The organism is Blastococcus sp. SYSU D00820 (genome assembly GCF_054050695.1).
Genome location: NZ_JBJGZW010000004.1, coordinates 187,589 through 204,497, shown reverse-complemented (window position 1 = coordinate 204,497; position 16,909 = coordinate 187,589). Strand labels below are relative to the sequence as shown.

Here is a 16,909-nt window from a genome sequence, read left to right as displayed (position 1 = left end):
CGTCGGCAGGTGTGCGGTCAGGCGAGGCAGGTCAGCGGCCGGCCGCCGTTGTAGGCGACCATGTCGCGCAGCGCCGCGAAGCCGTCGATCGCCCCGCCGGCCGGCAGCCCGGCCAGCTCGGCCATCGCCCGGTGCAGGTTGCCGACGATGCGCTCCCCGTCGGTCCACTCCGCGAACCGGCCGAGGTCGGTCTCCCGGGCGGCGTCCAGCGGGGTCAGGCCGGCGTCGGCGGCGCGCTGCGCGACGTCGAGGACGAACCGCAGGTAGGCCAGCACCTCGTCGATGACCTCGGGCCCGCACACCGGGCCGTGCCCCGGGACGATCGTCCGCGCGCCCAGCGGGACGACGAACCGCTCGAGCACCTCGATCGCGCCGGCCACCGAGCCGCTGAGCAGGAACGGCGTACCGCCGTTGAACACCAGGTCGCCGGCGTAAAGCACCGAGGCGTCCGGCACCCAGACCACCGAGTCGTTCGTGGTGTGCGCGGGCCCGCCGACGTGCCGGACCTCGCAGCGCCGGTCGCCGACCCACAGCGTGACGCCCTCGGTGAAGGTCAGGAACGGCGGCGCGAAGCCCGGCGTCCCGGCGTCGAAGTCGCTCCAGATGCCCGGCGGGTGCGCCTGGCCCATCGCGATCATCTCGGTGCGGGCGGCCTCGTGCGCCACGATCGTCGCGTCGGGCAGCAGCCCGTTGCCGGCCGTGTGGTCGGGGTGGTGGTGGGTGTTGACCAGCGTCCGCACGCCGCGGCCGGTGATCTGCCGGACGGTGTCCAGGTAGGCGCGGGTGCGCGCCTCCGTGGAGCACGCGTCGACGCTCACCACGCCGTCCGGCCCGACCAGGAACCCCGTGTTGTTGATCATCCAGGAGCCGTCGGGCTGCACGTAGGCGTACAGGCCGTCGCCGACCTCCTCCGCCCGCGGCGGTCCGCCGCGCAGCGTCGCCGTCGGGCTGGCGGTGCTCATCCTCGCCTCACCTGCGTCCTCTCGCGGCGCCCTCCGCGACGGAGCGCGCACCTGTGGCGACGCTAGGCAGCGGTCCGGCCGCTGGCGAATGGTTCCGCTGGATGCGTCGGATCAGCCGCGCCGATACGAGGTCACCCAGAGCCCGGTCAGCACCTCGCGCTCACCGGTGACGGCGAAGCCCAGCCCCTCGTAGAGGGCCCGCGCCGGGGTGTTGTCCCGCCCGGTGGCGACGACGACCGGCCGGCTCCCCCCGCGGCCGAGCAGCTCGGTCACCAGCGCCCGCCCGATCCCCTGCCGGGCCCGGCCCGGGTCCACCACCAGGCGCTCGAGGTCCAGCGCACCGCCGTCCTCGGACCAGGCCAGCGCGCCGGTCAGCCGGCCTCCGGACCGGGCGCCGAGCCAGCGCAGCGGCGCGGCCCGCAGCCCGTCGAGGTCCTCGGCCAGTGGCGGGATGCGGTCGTCGCCGATCAGGGCGGCCTCGACCGCGTAGGCGGCGTGCTGCAGGGCGAGCAGCTCGCGGGCCAGGGCCTCGTCCCCCGCCGGGTGGATCTCCCGCAGCTCGACGTCCGGCACCGGAGCAGTGTGGCAGCCGTCAGCGCAGCCGGACCGGCCCGGCGTCGATCCGGGTGCGGAACAGCACGTAGGGCCGGCGGCGCTGATCCTGCCCGCCGCGGTACTTGCCCTGCCGGTACAGCTGGTTGGCCGTCACGTACAGGTGGCCGTCGGCGGCGACGGACATGGTGTCCGGCCACAGCAGCCGCGGATCGGAGACGACGGTCTCCCAGGAGCCGTCGGGCAGTCGGCGGTGGATCGCGTCGTGCTCGCCGTCGGTCACGTAGAGCCGACCGGCGTCGTCGGTCTCCAGGCCGTCGCTGACGCAGCCCTTGTCGCCCTCGTCGACCACGGTGGCGGCCACCGCGTCGTCGTCCTGGCCACGGTCGACCAGCGCGTCGACCGACACGCTGTACCAGCGGCGGCCGGCCATCGGGCAGTAGTACAGCCGCCCGCCGTCGGTGGCGATCGCGATCCCGTCGGCACCCATGCAGATCGGTGACGTCGACCCGTCCTCCGCCCGCTCGGTGAACTCCTGTCCCTCCACCACCATGCGCAGGTCCGGCGGCGGCACCGCCTTGGTGCTGGGGTGCTCGTGCAACCGGCGCCAGCTCTCCCCGGACGCCAGGTCGACGACGATGACCCCGTTGGGCCCCTGGTCGGAGGAGTCGGTGATGAACGCCGCGCCCGCCCCGCCGCGGCGCAGGTCGAACCGGACGTCGTTGAGGTACGTCGTCGGCAGGGCGACGTCGGTCGGGAACAGGATCGTCTGCACCACCTCGTCGCGGGCCAGGTCGACGCAGACCAGCTTCGGCCCGCCGTGCTCGGTCGGTGCGAACATCGGGCTGCCGGTGTCCAGCACCCACAGCCGGTCGGCCGGGTCGACGACGACGCTCTGCACCGAGACGAAGCGCTCGGGGTCGGCGTCGGAGCGGTTGTCGTTGTGCTCCTGGGACGGAAACGCGACGACGGCGCCGTCCCGGATCTCCCCCACCGTGAAGCCGACCTCGTCGCCCCACTTCGGATAGCAGACGAAGACCCGCCCGGCGGAGGACACCGTGACGCCCGTGGGCATCGCGTCGTCGAAGAGGTGGACGACCTCCAGGTCACCGAGCGTCTCGTGCGTGGTCGGAGAGGACATGCCCGGCGCGCTACCCGCCGGCTCCCGGGGTACACCCGCCGGCCGATGCGTGCCGCAACCGGTGCCGGGTAGGGGCCCGGCCATGACCGTGGACGTGCCCGCCGGCTGCGTCGTCGTCTACACCGACGTCGTCTGCGCCTGGTCGACCATCGCCCTGCACCGCTTCTACGAGGCCCGCACACGCCTGGGGCTCGACGAACAGGTGCGGATCGCGCACCGGTTGTTCGCGCTCGAGGACGTCAACCGGTTCGCCATCCCCCTGGGGCTGGTGCAGCCGGAGATCCCGGTGGTGGGCACCATCGAGCCGGACTTCGGCTTCACCCCGTGGCAGGGGCAGCCGTCGGAGTGGCCGGTCACCAGCCTCCCGGCCAACGAAGCGGTGCACGCCGCGGCGCGGCAGTCCCCGGAGGCCGCCGAGGAACTGGACATGGCGCTGCGCCGGGCCTTCTTCCGGGACAGTCGCTGCATCAGCCTGCTGCACGAGATCGTCGACGTCGCCGGGGAGTGCCCGGCCGTCGACGCCCGTGAGCTGCAGGCCGCGCTGGAGGACGGCCGCGCGCGCGGGCCGATGATGGCCGACTACCGGGCACGCGCCGACGAGGTGGAGGGGAGCCCGCACTTCTTCCTCGGCGACGGCACCGACGTGCACAGCCCCGGCATCGACCTGCACTGGCAGGGCGAGCCCGGCGCCGGGTTCCCGGTGGTCGACCGCGACGACCGGTCGGTGTGGGACGACCTGGTCCGCCGGGCGGCCGACGCGGCACGGAGGGGCTGAGCGGTGGCGGAGCGGCTGGTCGCCGACGTCGTGGTCGAGCGACTGCGGCAGTGGGGCGTGCCGCGGGTGTTCGGCTACTCCGGGGACGGCGTCAACGCCCTCATGGGAGCGCTGCGCCGGGCCGGGGAGCCGGCGTTCGTGCAGGCGCGGCACGAGGAGGCGGCCGCTTTCATGGCCGTCGGGCACGCCAAGTACACCGGCGGGGTCGGCGTGGTCGTCTCCACGCAGGGGCCGGGCGCGGTGCACCTGCTCACCGGCCTGTACGACGCCAAGCTCGACGGCGTCCCGGTGGTGGCGGTCATGGGCCAGCAGCAGCGGTCGGTGCTGGGCTCGGCCTACCAGCAGGAGATCGACCTGCTCTCCCTGGTCAAGGACGTCGCCGCGCAGTTCGCCCAGGTGGTGACCACGCCCGAGCAGCTGCCGCTCGTGCTGGACCGGGCCTTCCGCACCGCCCTGGCCACCCGCTCCCCCGCCGTCGTGGTCCTGCCGCACGACGTGCAGCAGCAGCCGGCGCCCGACCTCGGCCAGGAGCACGGTGTCGTCGTCACCGCGCCGGTCTGGCGGCCGGGCCGGCTGCTGCCGCGGGACGACGACCTGCGCGCGGCCGCCGACCTGCTGCGCGCCGGCCGGCGGCCGGCACTGCTGGTCGGTCAGGGCGCGCGGTCGGCCCGGGCCGAGGTGCTCGCCGTCGCGGAGGCGCTCGGCGCGGGCGTGGCCACCAGCCTGCTCGGCAAGCCGTACGTCGACGAGGGCCACCCGCTCGCGGCCGGGGTCATGGGCCACCTCGGGACGACGGCGTCGGGAGCGGTGCTCGGGCGGTGCGACACCCTGCTGATGGTCGGCACGGACGACCCGTGGACGGAGTTCTACCCCGCGCCCGGCCAGGCCCGCGCCGTCCAGATCGACCTCGACGGCCGGCACCTGGGGAACCGCTACCCGATCGAGGTGGCGCTGCCCGGCGACGCCGCGGAGACCCTCCGGGCGCTGCTGCCGCTCCTCGACGGCGCGCAGCCGGACCCGGCGTGGCGCACCGAGGTCGAGACGGCGGTGCGGGGCTGGCACGAGCTGTCGGCCGAGCGCGCGCGGACGCCGGCCGCACCGGTGAACCCCGAGGCCGTGGTGGCCGAGCTGAGCCCGCGGCTGCCGGCCGACGCGCAGGTCGCCGTGGACGTCGGCTCGGTCACGTACTGGTACGCCCGCCACCTGCGGCTGCCCGAGGGAGTGCCGGCCCACCTGTCGAGCACCCTGGCGTCGATGGGTTGTGCGGTGCCCTACGGCCTGGCCGCCAAGCTGGCCGATCCCGGCCGGCCGGTGACCGTGCTCAGCGGTGACGGCGCGATGCAGATGCTGGGCAACGCCGAGCTGGTCACCGTCGCCGCGCGCTGGCGGTCGTGGGCCGATCCCCGGTTCGTCGTCTGCGTGCTGGCCAACCGCGACCTGGCGGAGGTGACCTGGGAGCAGCGGGAGATGGAGGGCGACCCCCGGTTCGACGACAGCCAGTCGCTGCCCGCGTTCCCGTTCGCCGGCTACGCCGAGCTGCTGGGGCTGACCGGCATCCGCGTCGAGGACCCGGCGGACCTGGGCCCGGCCTGGGACCGCGCGCTGGCCGCCGACCGGCCGGTGGTGCTGGAGGTCCTCACCGACGCCGACGTCCCGCTGCTGCCGCCGTTCCCGGCCGGCGAGGCGAAGCTCGACTCGTTCCGGCGCGCGCTGGGCCAGGAGGGCGACGCCGGCCGGCACGCCCGCGACCTGCTCGACACCTACGCCGACCAGGAGGCCCGCCGGCAGGGGTGAGCCGGCGCGCCGTGCCCCGCACGTCAGGACGGGACCAGCACCGACCACGCCCGGTGCTCCATCCGCCAGGTCCGTGCGGTGACAGCGGCCTGCAGTTCCCCGTCGGCGTCGGGCTGCACGGGACCGCCGGAGACGGTCACCTCCCGGCCGCGGGTGATCACGACATCGCGACGGTCGGCGTGCCGTCCGCGCGCCAGCGCGACGCCGAAGGCGGCTCGGGCCACGGGGCCCGTGGCGACGCAGACCACGACGTCGGCCAGCCCGTCGTCGAGGACCGCGGAGGGGGCCAGGGGCCGGCCGCCGCCGATCGTGGGGCCGTTGCACACGGCCACGAGGAGGACCCCGGTTCTCCCGTCGGCGCACCACCCGCCGTCCGCGGTCGTGACGACCTCCCCGTCGACCTCGACGCGGAGATCCCAGGAGGTCGTCGTGACGCCGGCGAGCGCGGCGCCGAGGGGGAAGGCCGCGGGTCCGAGCAGCTTCTTGAAGCGGGTCGCCCGGTCGTAGGCGTGGGCGCCGATCCCGACGTGGACGGCGTTCAGCACCGGCTCCCCGGCGTCGTCCCGCACGACGTCCACGGCCCGAGGTGTCCCGGTCAGGACCACCTCCGCCCCCTCGACCGGGTCCAGGGGCAGGTCGAGGGCGCGCGCCAGGTCGTTGCCGGTTCCGCACGGGACGATGCCGACCGGATCCCCTGGATCCAGCTGACCGGCCCGGTCGAGGGCCCGGACCGCAGCGTGCACGGACCCGTCACCGCCCAGGACGACCAGGCGGCGTCCGCCACGGCCGGCCACGGCCCGGGCCAGGTCCGCCTCGTCGGCCGTGCGGACCACGCGGACGTCGGCGCCGGCGCGCAACCCCGCGAGGGCCGCCTGCACCGACTCGTCGTCCGCGCTGCCGGCGGCCCCGTTCACCACGGCCAGCAGTTCTCGCACCGGTGCACCTCCCCCGGGACCGGGGATCCTCAGTCCAGGCCGGGCAGCAGCTTGTCGAGGGTCACCGGCAGGTCGCGGACCCGGATGCCGGTGGCCCGGTGCACCGCGTTGACCACCGCCGCGGCGGTGCCGGTGATGCCGATCTCGCCGATGCCCTTGCTGCCCATCGCGTTGACGTACGGGTCGTGCTCGTCGAGCCAGTGCGCCTGCACGTCACCGACGTCGGCGTTGACCGTGATGTGGTACTCGGCGAGGTCGTGGTTGGCGACCTGGCCGATCCGCGGGTCCCACACGCTGTTCTCGTGCAGCGCCATCGACAGCCCCATGGTCATGCCGCCGATGAACTGGGAGCGCGCGGTGCGCGGATTGACGATCCGGCCTGCGGCGAAGACCCCGTAGAGCCGGGGCACCCGGATCTCGCCGGTGTCGGCGTGCACCCGGACCTCGGCGAACTGCGCGCCGAAGGCGTAGGCGGCGTGCTCGTCGTCCTGGGCGGCCTGGTCCACCGAGCCGGTGACCTCGTCGCCGTCGCGGGGGTCGGCGCCGTACTTGCCGCGGAACTCGCGGGCGGCGACGGTGATCGCCGAGCCCCAGGTGTTGGTGCCCGAGCTACCGCCGGCCACGGAGGCGATCGGGTACCGGGTGTCGCCGATCCGCACCTCCACGTCGTCGACCGGCACGTCCAGGGCGTCGGCGGCGATCTGCGGCAGCACCGTCCAGGCGCCGGTGCCGAGGTCGGCCGCGCCGATCTCGACGACGTAGCGGCCGGCCTCGAAGCGGACCGCCGCGTCCGACGTCGCCTGGCGCATCGTCGGGTAGACCGAGGACGCCACACCGGTGCCGACGAGCCAGTCGCCGTCCCGGTGGCGGGCCGGGGGCCGGTCGGCCCAGCCGAACCGCGCCGCGCCCTCGCGCAGGCACTCCACCAGGTGCCGGCTGGACCACGGCTTGCCGGTCTCGGGGTCCACCTCCGGGTCGTTGCGGATCCGCAGCTCGACCGGATCGATGCCCAGCTGCTCGGCCAGCTCGTCGAGCGCCACCTCGGGGCCGAACATGCCGGGGCACTCCCCCGGCGCCCGGAACCACGACGGCACCGGGACGTCGAGCGGCGCCAGCCGGTGCGTCGTCCGCCGGTTCGGCGCGGCGTACATCATCCGGGTGGGCACGCCGGTCTGCTCGGCGAACTCCTTGATCCGCGAGGTCTGCTCGACGACGTCGATCGCGATCGCCGACAGCCGCCCGGTGCGGTCGGCGGCCACCTGCATCCGCTGGATGGTCGGCGTCCGGTAGCCGGCGAGGGAGAACATCTGCTGCCGGGTCAGCGCCAGCTTGACCGGCCGGCCGGGCAGCGCCCGCGCCGCCAGCACCACGAGCATCACGTTGGCGTGCGGCGTGCCCTTGGAGCCGAAGCCCCCGCCCACGTAGGGGCAGACCACCCGCACCTGCTCCTTCTCCAGGCCGAACACCTTCGAGACGGCGGCCCGGTCGGGGTGCACGCCCTGGGTGGAGTCCCAGAGGGTGAGCGGCACCTCGGCGGCGGGATCCCAGAGCGCGGTCGAGGCGTGCGGCTCCAGCGGGTTGTTGTGGACCATCGCCGTCGAGTAGGTCTGCTCCACCGTCGCGTGCGCGGTGGCCATGGCGGCGGCGACGTCGCCCTCGGCGGTGTCGGTCTCGAACCCGGGGTTGACCTTCTCGGGCTTGTACAGCGCCGGGTGGTCGACGGCCAGGGCGCTGTCGTGCTCCTCCTCGGCGTAGGTCACCGCGACCAGGTCGGCGGCCTGGCGGGCCAGCTCGCTGGTCTCGGCGAGCACGACGCCGACCAGCTGGCCGCGGAAGGCGACCTCGTCGGACTGGAGGACGGCGAACTCCCGGTCCTCGGTGGAGGCCAGCCGCTCGGCGTTCTCGTGGGTGAGCACGGCGAGCACGCCGTCCAGGGCCTCGGCGGCCGAGACATCGATCCCGGTCACCCGGCCGCGGGCGATCGTCGCCTGCACGGGATGGGCGTAGGCCGGCCGCTCCACGGGCGTCTCGTAGGCGTAGACGGCGGTGCCGCGCACCTTGCGCTCCCCGTCGCGGCGGACCACGGCCCGGCCGATGGCCCGGGGCTCCAGCAGCTCGGTCATGTCAGCCCTCCCGGGTCAGGTCGCGCAGGACGGCGACGGCGGTGCGCGTGGCCAGGGAGATCTTGAAGCCGTTGCCGCCGTCGATGCCCGGCTGCGGCTGGGCCGCGGTGAGCTCCACCTCCATCGCGTGGCGGACGGCGCCGTCGCCCAGCGGGCCGCCGCGCAGCAGCTCCTCCGCGCGGGTGGCCCGCCACGGCTTGTGCGCCATGCCGCCCAGGGCGATGCGGACGTCGTCCCCCGCGACCACCGCCGCCACCGACACCAGCGCGAAGGCGTAGGAGGCCCGGTCGCGGACCTTGCGGTACGCCGAGCGGGCGCCGGCCGGCAGCGGGGGCACGTCGATGGCGGTGATCAGCTCGCCGTGCGCGAGGACCGTGTCGCGGGAGGGGTCGGCACCGGGCAGCCGGTGCAGCTCGGCGAAGGGCACGACCCGGGCGCCGGACGGGCCCTGCACGTGCACCCGCGCGTCGAGGGCGGCCAGCGCGACCGCCATGTCCGAGGGATGGGTCGCGATGCAGGTCTCCGGCGCCGCGGGGTCGGGCAGGGCCGAGGGCACCCCGAGGACGGCGTGGTAACGGGTGTAGCCGCCGACCGCCGAACAGCCGCTGCCGGGCTCGCGCTTGTTGCAGGGCGTGGTGACGTCCTGGAAGTAGACGCAGCGGGTGCGCTGCAGCGGATTGCCGCCGGTGGTGGCCAGGTTGCGCAGCTGCCCGTTGGCACCGGCGAGGAGCGCCTGCGCCAGCACCGGCCAGCGCTCGCGGACCCGCCGGTCGGCGGCCACCTCGCTGTTGGTGACCGCCGCGCCGATCCGCAGCCCGCCGTCGTCGAGGTCGGTGATCTCCCGGGAGGTCAGCCGCCGGACGTCGACCACGAGGTCGGGCCGGGCGACGCCCAGCTTCAGGTGGTCGACGAGGTTGGTACCGCCGCCGAGGAAGACGGCGTTCGGCTCGGCGGCCACGGTGCGCACCGCCTCGGCGACGTCGGCCGGGCGGGCGAAGGCGAACGGCTTCACGGCGCGACCCCGCCCGCCTGCTGCACCGCCGGGACGATGTTGACGTAGGCCGCGCAGCGGCAGAGGTTGCCGCTCATCCGCTCGGCCACCTCGTCGTGCGACAGCTCGGGGGCCGCGGTGAGGTCCGCGGTGACGGTGCTGGGCCAGCCGCGCCGCACCTCCTCCAGCACGCCCACCGCGGAGCAGACCTGGCCGGGGGTGCAGTACCCGCACTGCAGGGCGTCGCGGTCGAGGAAGGCCTGCTGCACGGGGTGGAGCTCGCCCTCGGGGGCCAGGCCGTCGGCCGTGGTCACGGCGGCGCCGTCGTGGGCCACCGCCAGGGCCAGGCACGACAGCGCCCGCTCCCCGTCGAGCAGGACGGTGCACGCGCCGCACTGGCCGTGGTCGCAGCCCTTCTTCGGGCTGGTGTTGCCCAGCCGCTCGCGCAGCGCGTCCAGCAGCGTCGTGCGCGTGTCGACCGTCAGGCGACGGGGAGCGCCGTCGACGGTCAGCGAGATCTCGGCGTCCATGGCGACCGCCGTGCCCCGGCCCCGGGGGGCGGCAAACCCGGGCCGGGCTCTGCCAGGGTGGCCCCGTGCCCCTCCCCCTGCCGCCCGTGCCCGCCCGCGTCGTCGCCGCGCCGATGGCCGGCGGCCCGTCGACGGTCGACCTCGCCGCCGCCGTCTGCGGCGCGGGCGGGCTCGGCTCCCTCGCCGCCGGCTACCGGCCCGTCGAGGCGGTGGCCGAGGAGGTCGGGCGGCTGCGCGACCGCACCGCCGCGCCGTTCCTGGTCAACGTCTTCTGCCCGACCCCGGCGTCGGAGCAGGAGGTGGCGCGGGTGCCGGCGTACGCCGCCGCACTGGCCCGGCACGCACGTCAGTTGGGGATAACGGCAGAGCCAGGTGCCGCCCGGTCGACCGACGACGACCACGCGGCCAAGGTCGCGCTCCTGGCCGGCCTGCGGCCGGCCGTCGTCTCCTTCGCCTTCGGGCTGCCGCCGGCGGAGTCGGTCGCCGCCCTGCACGACGCCGGGGTCGCCGTCTGGATCACCGTCACCTCCCCCGCCGACGCGGCCGCGGCCACCGCGGCGGGCGCCGACGCGCTGGTGGTGCAGGGCTGGGAGGCCGGCGGGCACCGCGGCGGCACCGGGGACGACGAGCCCGAGCAGCTGGGCCTGCTGCCGCTGCTGGCGCTGGTCCGCCGGGTCTCCGACCGGCCGCTGGTCGCCGCCGGCGGGCTCGCCGACGGGCGCGGGGTGGCCGCCGCGCTGGCCGCCGGGGCGTCGCTGGCCCAGCTCGGGACGGCGTTCCTGCGCACTCCCGAGGCCGGCACCGCGCCGCCGCACGCCGCCGCGCTGACCGAGGACCGGCCGACCGCGGTCACCCGCGTCTTCACCGGCCGCGCCGCCCGCGCGCTGGTCAACCGCGCGGTGCGGGAGCTGCCCGCCGACGCCCCCGCCGCCTATCCCGAGCTGCACTTCCTCACCGCGCCGCTGCGCGCGCAGGCCCGCGCCGCCGGGAACGCCGAGGGCATGCACCTGTGGGCCGGCCAGGCGCACCGGCTGGCCGAGGCGGTGCCGGCCGGCGAGCTGGTCCGCCGGCTGGCTGCCGAGGCCCGCGAGGCGCTGGACGCCGCCCGGTTCTGACCCGCCCGTGGCCGGCCGGGGTCAGCCGGCGACGGGCCGGTGCCGGCGCCGCCGGCCGAAGGCGCTGCGCACCCGCTGCCACCGGTTCGGCGTCCGCTCGGCGTCCAGGAGCCGCGTGTCGGCGAGGGTGCGGCCCACCGGCCCGAGGTCCGGCGGGTCGAAGGGCACCAGCGACCGGCCGGTGGGGCGGCGCAGCTCCTCGATCGCGGCGACCAGCGAGCCGCCCGCCCGCTCGACGGCGGCGGCCACCTCCTCCGGCGGCACGCCGAGGTGCTCGCCGAGCAGCCGGTGCCGCATGCCGAGCACCGCGGCCGCGAGCGTCTCCCGCTCCGGGGAGTCCTCGTCCACCTCGATGCTCAGGTCGCACTCGGTGTCCAGCCCCATCGACCGGTTGTTGAGGTTGGACGAGCCGATGCGCAGCAGCCGGTCGTCCACGACGGTCACCTTCGCGTGCACGTACACCGGCCGCCGCGACCCGGTGACCGGCACGTAGAGGCGGAAGCGGTCGTACCGGTCGGCCTCCCGCACGAGGTCCAGCAGCGCCGCCCGGGCGCTGCCCATCGCCTTCTCCTCCAGCCAGCCCCACGCCTCGTGCGGGTTGACGACCACGAACTCCGGCCCGTCGGGCTCCTGGAGCCGGGCGGCGATCGCCTCGGCCACCCGGCGGTTGGCGAAGTACTGGGTCTCGATGTAGACGCTGTGCCGGGCGCCGGCGATCACCGCGAGCCACAGCAGCTCGATCTCGTGCACCAGCGAGGTGCCCCCGTGCTCCGGGCGGGTGCGGGAGACGGCGACGTCCACGTCGGTGAGCAGCGGCTCCACGCCGTCGGGCCAGCAGGGCTGCACGCCGGACACCGGCTCCAGCCGCTCCCCCTTGGCGCTCTCCCACCGCTCGCGGGCCAGGTCGCCGATCGCCCGCGCCGCCGCGCCGTCGACCAGGCTCGTGACGTCGTGCCAGGGGCCCATGTCGCGGCGCGATCCGGGGCGGGCGCGCCGCCGGGAGGAGTCGGGGTGCTCGGGGGTGTCCCAGCGGTCGGCGGTGACATCGATGCCGCCGGCGAAGGCCAGGCAGTCGTCGATGACCACGATCTTCTGGTGGTGCGCGCCGCCGACGGGATGGTGGGTGTCGACGGTGAAGGTCAGCCGGTCGGGCGCGCGCCGGCCGAGCAGCACGATGGGCACCAGGCCGCGCCCGAGCCCGACCGCCATGCCCATGTCCCACATGAGGACGCCGATCTCCAGCTCCGGGTTGGCGCGCACGGCGGCCTCGAGCACCCGCCCCAGCCGGTCGTCGCGGGCGCGGCCGGGGCTGCGCGGGTCCATCCGGATGCGCGGGTCGAAGTCCCAGCCGATCAGCAGCACCCGGCGGCGGGCCCCGAGCAGCGCCCGCTTCAGCGTGGCGAAGTAGTCGGCGGCGTCGACGAAGACGGCGAACCGGTCGGCCCGCTCGACCCGCCAGCAGGTCTCGCCGGGGACGAGGAGCCGGTCCGCGGAGGCGCCGGCCGGCTGCGGCTCGACCGCGGGACGGGGCGCCGGGAGCCGGAGACCGGGAGAGGTCGTGGTGCCGGAGCCGTCGGAGTGCATCGGAGCATCTTGCCTGCTCTGCCTGCTCGCCGGGGTCGCCGCCACCCGGCTCGGCGACGTCGACCCGCCCCTGGTGCCGATGCCGCCCGTCCCGCCCGACGACCTCGAGGCGGCCGTCAGGCCACCTCCGCGGTCACCCGCTCCGCCCCCGTGGCCGACAGCACCCGCCACACCCGGCGGGCCAGCGCGTCGGTGGTGCGGAACAGCGGCGCGTTCGTCCGCGGCCGGGAGAAGCCGGCCACCGGCGGGCCCGACGTCCAGGCGCCGAGGGCGAACACCCGGGGATCGGCGACGCCCGAGCGGCGCAGCACCCGCAGCTCGCCGTCGACGTCGAGCCGGCCGGTCCGCCGCACCCCCGCCGGGGCCGCCGGGTCGTCCAGCACCCGCTCGCGGGCGGCGCCCCGGCCCAGCAGGCCCCGCACCAGCGGATCGGTCGTGGCGGCGACGTCGGCGGCCGGCAGCCGGGCCTCGACCAGCACCCGGGCGACCGTCTCGCCGGAGCAGCCCGCCGAGCGGGCCCGGAAGACGCCGGCCCCCTCGTCGAGCACGACGGCCGCGTCGGCGCCGAGGAAGCGCAGCACCCCGGTCTCCGACAGCGCGAGCAGCTCCTCCAGGCGCGGGCCGGGCGGGCCGCTGGCGAGGTAGCTGAACAGGTTCAGGAACCAGCCGGGGAGCTGCTCGCTCTCGGCCTCGGCGGTGAGCCGGCCGGCGGCGAGCAGGCCGGCCACGGCGCCGTAGCTCTGCAGCAGCGCGACGAAGACCGCGGCGTCCCAGCTGGACCGCGGATCCGCGGCGCGGGCGAGGTCGGCGCGGACGTGGGCCCGCACCGCCTCCTGCAGCGCGTCCGCATCGGCGAAGACCCGGCCGGCCAGGGGGCGGTCGAGCGCGGCGAGGTCGAACCGGTCGGCCGGGTCGGGCACCGCCTCGGCCACCAGGGCGCGTTCCTCGGCCGGGCCGGCGGTCGGGAACCGCTCGGCGAACTCCGCCCACGGCAGCCGGGTCCGCTCGGGCGCCGCGCGGAACAGCTCGGTGTAGTGCGCCCAGGCCAGCTCCCGGGCCAGCAGGGGGCCGAGGTCGGCACGCAGATCCAGCCGGCGGGTGGACCCGAAGGTCTCCTCCAGCGCGTCCTGGGTGAGGAAGCGCAGCGGCACCGGCGGCCCGCCCCAGGCGTAGCCGAGCTTGGACCGGTAGGGCACGCCACGCCGGGAGCCGACGTGCAGCACCGGCTCGCGGCCCGAGGGCCGGTAGCGCAGCCGGCCGTCGTCCCCCCGCTCGAAGCGGCCGCCGCGCCCGGAGGTGAGCAGGACGGCGAGGTCGACGAACGCCAGGCCCGCGCCCCGCACCAGCACGTCCTCCCCCGGCGCGAGCGCGGAGAGGTCGACGTCGGCGGTGTAACCGGTCGGCAGGTACCGCAGCCCGGCCCGGGCCGCCGCCGCGGCGGTCGCCCGCTCCGCGGCCGTGGGGCGGGCGGGCAGGTGCCCCTGGGCCAGCACCACCGTGTCGACGGCGAGCCGGCCGCCGTCGGCGAGCAGCACCTCGGCGCCGTCGTCCCCGCTGCGGACGTCGACCGCGGTGGTGGCGTGCACCCGCACGTCGGCCCAGGGGGCGAGCGCGTCGACCACCCGGGCCAGCACCCAGCTCAGGTAGGCGTTGACCACCGGCCGCGACGGGAAGGACCCCGCGGTCAGCGGGCGACCGGTCCGCTGCGCCCACTGCAGCAGGGTGGTGCCCTCCCCCACCGGGCCCTCCGCGGTGACCGAGGGGTCGGGCAGCAGCGTGATGTCGCCGGCCAGGGAGTTGGCCCAGAGCAGGTCCGGCTGCCCGGCCCGCCACACCCGGCCGCCGCCCGGCGGGTACGGATCCACCAGGTGCACGGTGAGCCGGTCGCCGGTGGCCAGCTCCGGCGCGTTGGCCAGCAGCCGCTCGAGCACGCTGACCGCGGTGGGGCCGGCCCCGACGACGCACAGCGCGGAACGGCTCACCCGGTCACCTCCGTGTCGGGCCAGACCCGGCTGGGCAGCTCCGCCCGCAGCACCGGGGCCACCCGGTCGAGGAACAGCTCGAGGGTGGCCCGGTGCTCGGCCGCGGGGACGCCGATCCCCTGCAGGCCCAGCTGCAGCACCTCGACGCCGCCGAACTCCTCGTCCCAGCGGGCCAGCTTCTCCACGATCTGCTGCGGGCTGCCGACCAGCAGCGGCCCGCGCTCGATCGCGTCCTCGACGGTGGTGAACTCCGGCGCGTTGTGCTGCGCGGCCGGGGTGGCGAGGAACGCCTCGTAGCGCGGGCGCATCACGTCGACGGCGTCCTGGCTGCGCTCGCTGACGTACACCCCGCCGCAGCCGACGCCGACGACGCCGCAGGCGGGGTCGTGCCCGTGCGCGGCCAGCCGCTCCCGGTAGTGCCGCACCAGCTCGGTGTACTTCTTGGTCGGGTGGAAGGCGTTGGCGCTGAACACCGGCTCGCCGAAGCGGGCGGCGAGCTCGGTGGACTCGGTGGACGACGCGCTGCCGTGCCAGACCGGGATCGGCTGCTGCCGCGGCCGGGGCAGCGTGGTCGCCCGCTCCAGCGGCGGGCGCACCGAGCCCGACCAGGTGACCTCCTCCTCGTGCCACAGCCGGCGCAGCAGCTCGTACTTCTCGCGGTTGAGCCGCCACTGGTCGTCGAGGTCGTAGCCGAACAGCCGGTTCTGCACGGGGTCGTTGCCCTTGCCGATGACCAGGTCGACCCGGCCGCCGGAGAGGGAGTCGATCGTGGCGTAGTCCTCGGCCACCCGGACCGGGTCCAGCAGCGGCAGCACGGTGACCGTGCTGACCAGCCGCACCCGCTCCGTCTGCGCGGCGATGGTGGCCAGCAGCACCGTGGGCGAGGAGGAGAGGAACGGCGCGGCGTGCCGCTCCCCGATGCCGACGGCGTCGAAGCCGGCCTGCTCGGCCCAGACCGCACCGCGCACCGCCTCGGCGAGCCGCTCGTGCGGATCGGGCACCCGCCCGGTTCCCGGGTCGGGGGCGTTGAGCACCAGGTCGGCGGCGAGCAGCTTCACCGGGCGCTCGCCGCCGGCACCCGCGGAGCCGGGTGCGCCAGGCCCAGGTGGTCGCGCAGCGTCTCGCCCTCGTACTCGGTGCGGAACACCCCGCGCTCCTGCAGCAGCGGGACGACGGTGTCGACGAACGGGTCCAGCCCGCCGGGGGTGATGTGCGGGACGAGGATGAAGCCGTCGCTGGCGTCGGACTGCACGAGGTCGTCGATCGTGGCCGCCACCGTGGCCGCGCTGCCGATGAAGGTCTGCCGGCCGGTGACCTCGACGACCAGCTCGCGGATCGACAGCCGCTTGGCCTCGGCCAGCTCCCGCCACTCCCGGGCGGTGGCCCGCGGGTCGCGGTACATCCGCACGCTCGCCCGGCCCTGGGCCAGCGCCTCCTCGCCGACCACAGGCTCGACGTCGGGCAGCGGGCCGTCGGGGTCGTAGCCGGACAGGTCGCGGTTCCACACCCCCTCCAGCCACTGCAGCGCGGTCTGCCCCGAGACCTGCTGCAGCCGGACGTGATGGGCCAGCTCGGCAGCCTCGGCGTCGGTGTCGCCGAGCACGAAGGTGGCCGCGGGGAGGATCAGCAGCTCGTCGCGGGTGCGGCCGTACGCGGCCAGCCGCGACTTGACGTCGGTGTAGAAGGCCTGGCCGGCCTCGCGGGTGCCGTGCCGGCTGAAGATGGCGTCGGCGCTGGAGGCGGCGAACTCCCGGCCCTCCTCGGAGTCCCCGGCCTGGAACACGACCGGCCGGCCCTGCGGGCTGCGGGGCACGTCGAACCGGCCGGCAATGTCGAAGTGGGCGTCGGAGTGGGTGAACCGGCCGGCCTGCGCGTCGCGGAGGAAGACCCCGGACTCCTGATCGGCCACGATCTCGTCGCCGCGCCAGGAGTCGGCCAGCTCCATCACCGTCTGCAGGAACGTGCGTGCCCGCTCGTAGCGCTGGTCCTGGGCGAGGAAGCCGCCGCGCCGGAAGTTCTCCCCGGTGAAGGCGTCCCACGAGGTGACGACGTTCCAGGCGGCGCGGCCGGCGGAGAGGTGGTCGAGGGTGGCGAACTGGCGGGCCACCTCGTAGGGCTCGTTGAAGGTCGAGTTGATCGTGCCGGTGAGGCCCAGCCGGTCGGTGACCGCGGCGAGGGCGGCCAGCACGGTGAAGGTGTCCGGCCGGCCGACGACGTCGAGGTCGTGGATCTGCCCCTTGTGCTCGCGCAGCCGCAGGCCCTCGGCGAGGAAGAAGAAGTCGAACCTCCCCCGCTCGGCGGTCTGCGCCATCTGCACGAAGGAGGAGAACTCGATGTGGCTGCCGGCCGCGGGGTCGCTCCACACGGTGGTGTTGTTGACGCCGGGGAAGTGCGCGGCGAGGTGGATCTGCTTGGTCATGGGGGT

General features: G+C 75.9%; 14 protein-coding genes. 3 read left to right on the top strand and 11 right to left on the bottom strand.

The window, feature by feature from the left end; translation table 11 throughout:
- Positions 1-17: 17 nt before the first annotated feature.
- The 3 genes from ACI79R_RS07745 to ACI79R_RS07735 all read right to left on the bottom strand — a co-directional run bounded on the left by ACI79R_RS07745 (position 18) and on the right by ACI79R_RS07735 (position 2,655).
- Positions 18-962: an MBL fold metallo-hydrolase gene (locus ACI79R_RS07745; protein WP_456573017.1), complete on the bottom strand. Its 945-nt coding sequence runs from the start codon at positions 960-962 to the stop codon at positions 18-20.
- Positions 963-1,073: 111 nt separating this feature from the next.
- On the bottom strand, positions 1,074-1,535 hold the full coding sequence (locus tag ACI79R_RS07740) for a GNAT family N-acetyltransferase (protein WP_456573016.1): 462 nt from the start codon (positions 1,533-1,535) through the stop codon (positions 1,074-1,076).
- Between the two features lie 19 nt (positions 1,536-1,554).
- Complete coding sequence (locus tag ACI79R_RS07735; protein WP_456573015.1) at positions 1,555-2,655, bottom strand: L-dopachrome tautomerase-related protein; 1,101 nt, start codon at positions 2,653-2,655, stop codon at positions 1,555-1,557.
- An 82-nt stretch (positions 2,656-2,737) separates the two neighbouring features.
- Between ACI79R_RS07735 and ACI79R_RS07730 the strand changes: the two genes are divergently transcribed.
- Both ACI79R_RS07730 and ACI79R_RS07725 read left to right on the top strand, forming a co-directional pair.
- Positions 2,738-3,430, top strand: coding sequence for a DsbA family oxidoreductase (locus ACI79R_RS07730; RefSeq protein ID WP_456573014.1), 693 nt, complete (start codon positions 2,738-2,740; stop codon positions 3,428-3,430).
- Positions 3,431-3,433: 3 nt separating this feature from the next.
- A complete protein-coding gene (locus ACI79R_RS07725) occupies positions 3,434-5,224 on the top strand; it encodes a thiamine pyrophosphate-requiring protein (RefSeq protein ID WP_456573013.1) in 1,791 nt (596 codons plus the stop codon).
- A 23-nt stretch (positions 5,225-5,247) separates the two neighbouring features.
- Here ACI79R_RS07725 and ACI79R_RS07720 read toward each other — a convergent pair whose 3' ends face one another.
- Genes ACI79R_RS07720 through ACI79R_RS07705 form a run of 4 tightly spaced genes read right to left on the bottom strand, consistent with a single transcriptional unit; the run spans position 5,248 to position 9,803 of the window.
- A complete protein-coding gene (locus ACI79R_RS07720) occupies positions 5,248-6,159 on the bottom strand; it encodes a diacylglycerol/lipid kinase family protein (protein WP_456573012.1) in 912 nt (303 codons plus the stop codon).
- A gap of 29 nt (positions 6,160-6,188) precedes the next feature.
- Complete coding sequence (locus tag ACI79R_RS07715; protein ID WP_456573011.1) at positions 6,189-8,282, bottom strand: xanthine dehydrogenase family protein molybdopterin-binding subunit; 2,094 nt, start codon at positions 8,280-8,282, stop codon at positions 6,189-6,191.
- A 1-nt stretch (position 8,283) separates the two neighbouring features.
- Complete coding sequence (locus ACI79R_RS07710; RefSeq protein ID WP_456573010.1) at positions 8,284-9,294, bottom strand: FAD binding domain-containing protein; 1,011 nt, start codon at positions 9,292-9,294, stop codon at positions 8,284-8,286.
- Complete coding sequence (locus ACI79R_RS07705; protein ID WP_456573009.1) at positions 9,291-9,803, bottom strand: 2Fe-2S iron-sulfur cluster-binding protein; 513 nt, start codon at positions 9,801-9,803, stop codon at positions 9,291-9,293. The genes ACI79R_RS07710 and ACI79R_RS07705 overlap by 4 nt, the downstream gene beginning before the upstream one ends.
- Before the next feature lie 65 nt (positions 9,804-9,868).
- Here ACI79R_RS07705 and ACI79R_RS07700 point away from each other — a divergent pair, with 65 nt between their 5' ends.
- The gene (locus ACI79R_RS07700) at positions 9,869-10,918 is read left to right on the top strand and encodes an NAD(P)H-dependent flavin oxidoreductase (protein WP_456573008.1); all 1,050 of its coding nucleotides are present in this window, start codon (positions 9,869-9,871) and stop codon (positions 10,916-10,918) included.
- Between the two features lie 21 nt (positions 10,919-10,939).
- Here ACI79R_RS07700 and ACI79R_RS07695 read toward each other — a convergent pair whose 3' ends face one another.
- The 4 genes from ACI79R_RS07695 to ACI79R_RS07680 form a co-directional block, all read right to left on the bottom strand.
- Entirely contained in the window at positions 10,940-12,502 is a 1,563-nt protein-coding gene (locus ACI79R_RS07695; RefSeq protein ID WP_456573007.1) for a phospholipase D-like domain-containing protein, read from the bottom strand.
- Positions 12,503-12,618: 116 nt separating this feature from the next.
- Positions 12,619-14,484: an FAD/NAD(P)-binding protein gene (locus ACI79R_RS07690; protein ID WP_456573006.1), complete on the bottom strand. Its 1,866-nt coding sequence runs from the start codon at positions 14,482-14,484 to the stop codon at positions 12,619-12,621.
- On the bottom strand, positions 14,481-15,542 hold the full coding sequence (locus tag ACI79R_RS07685) for an LLM class flavin-dependent oxidoreductase (RefSeq protein WP_456573005.1): 1,062 nt from the start codon (positions 15,540-15,542) through the stop codon (positions 14,481-14,483). Before ACI79R_RS07685 ends, ACI79R_RS07690 begins: the two co-directional genes overlap by 4 nt.
- Positions 15,539-16,903 (bottom strand): NtaA/DmoA family FMN-dependent monooxygenase, encoded by a 1,365-nt coding sequence (locus ACI79R_RS07680; protein WP_456573004.1) that lies wholly within the window; start codon positions 16,901-16,903, stop codon positions 15,539-15,541. The genes ACI79R_RS07685 and ACI79R_RS07680 overlap by 4 nt, the downstream gene beginning before the upstream one ends.
- Between the last annotated feature and the right edge of the window lie 6 nt (positions 16,904-16,909).

Coding starts and splice junctions, on each gene's coding strand:
- ACI79R_RS07745 (WP_456573017.1), bottom strand. CDS start 962: ATGAGCACCGCCAGCCCGACGGCGACGCTGCGCGGCGGACCGCCGCGG.
- ACI79R_RS07735 (WP_456573015.1), bottom strand. CDS start 2,655: ATGTCCTCTCCGACCACGCACGAGACGCTCGGTGACCTGGAGGTCGTC.
- ACI79R_RS07730 (WP_456573014.1), top strand. CDS start 2,738: ATGACCGTGGACGTGCCCGCCGGCTGCGTCGTCGTCTACACCGACGTC.
- ACI79R_RS07715 (WP_456573011.1), bottom strand. CDS start 8,282: ATGACCGAGCTGCTGGAGCCCCGGGCCATCGGCCGGGCCGTGGTCCGC.
- ACI79R_RS07705 (WP_456573009.1), bottom strand. CDS start 9,803: ATGGACGCCGAGATCTCGCTGACCGTCGACGGCGCTCCCCGTCGCCTG.
- ACI79R_RS07695 (WP_456573007.1), bottom strand. CDS start 12,502: ATGCACTCCGACGGCTCCGGCACCACGACCTCTCCCGGTCTCCGGCTC.
- ACI79R_RS07680 (WP_456573004.1), bottom strand. CDS start 16,903: ATGACCAAGCAGATCCACCTCGCCGCGCACTTCCCCGGCGTCAACAAC.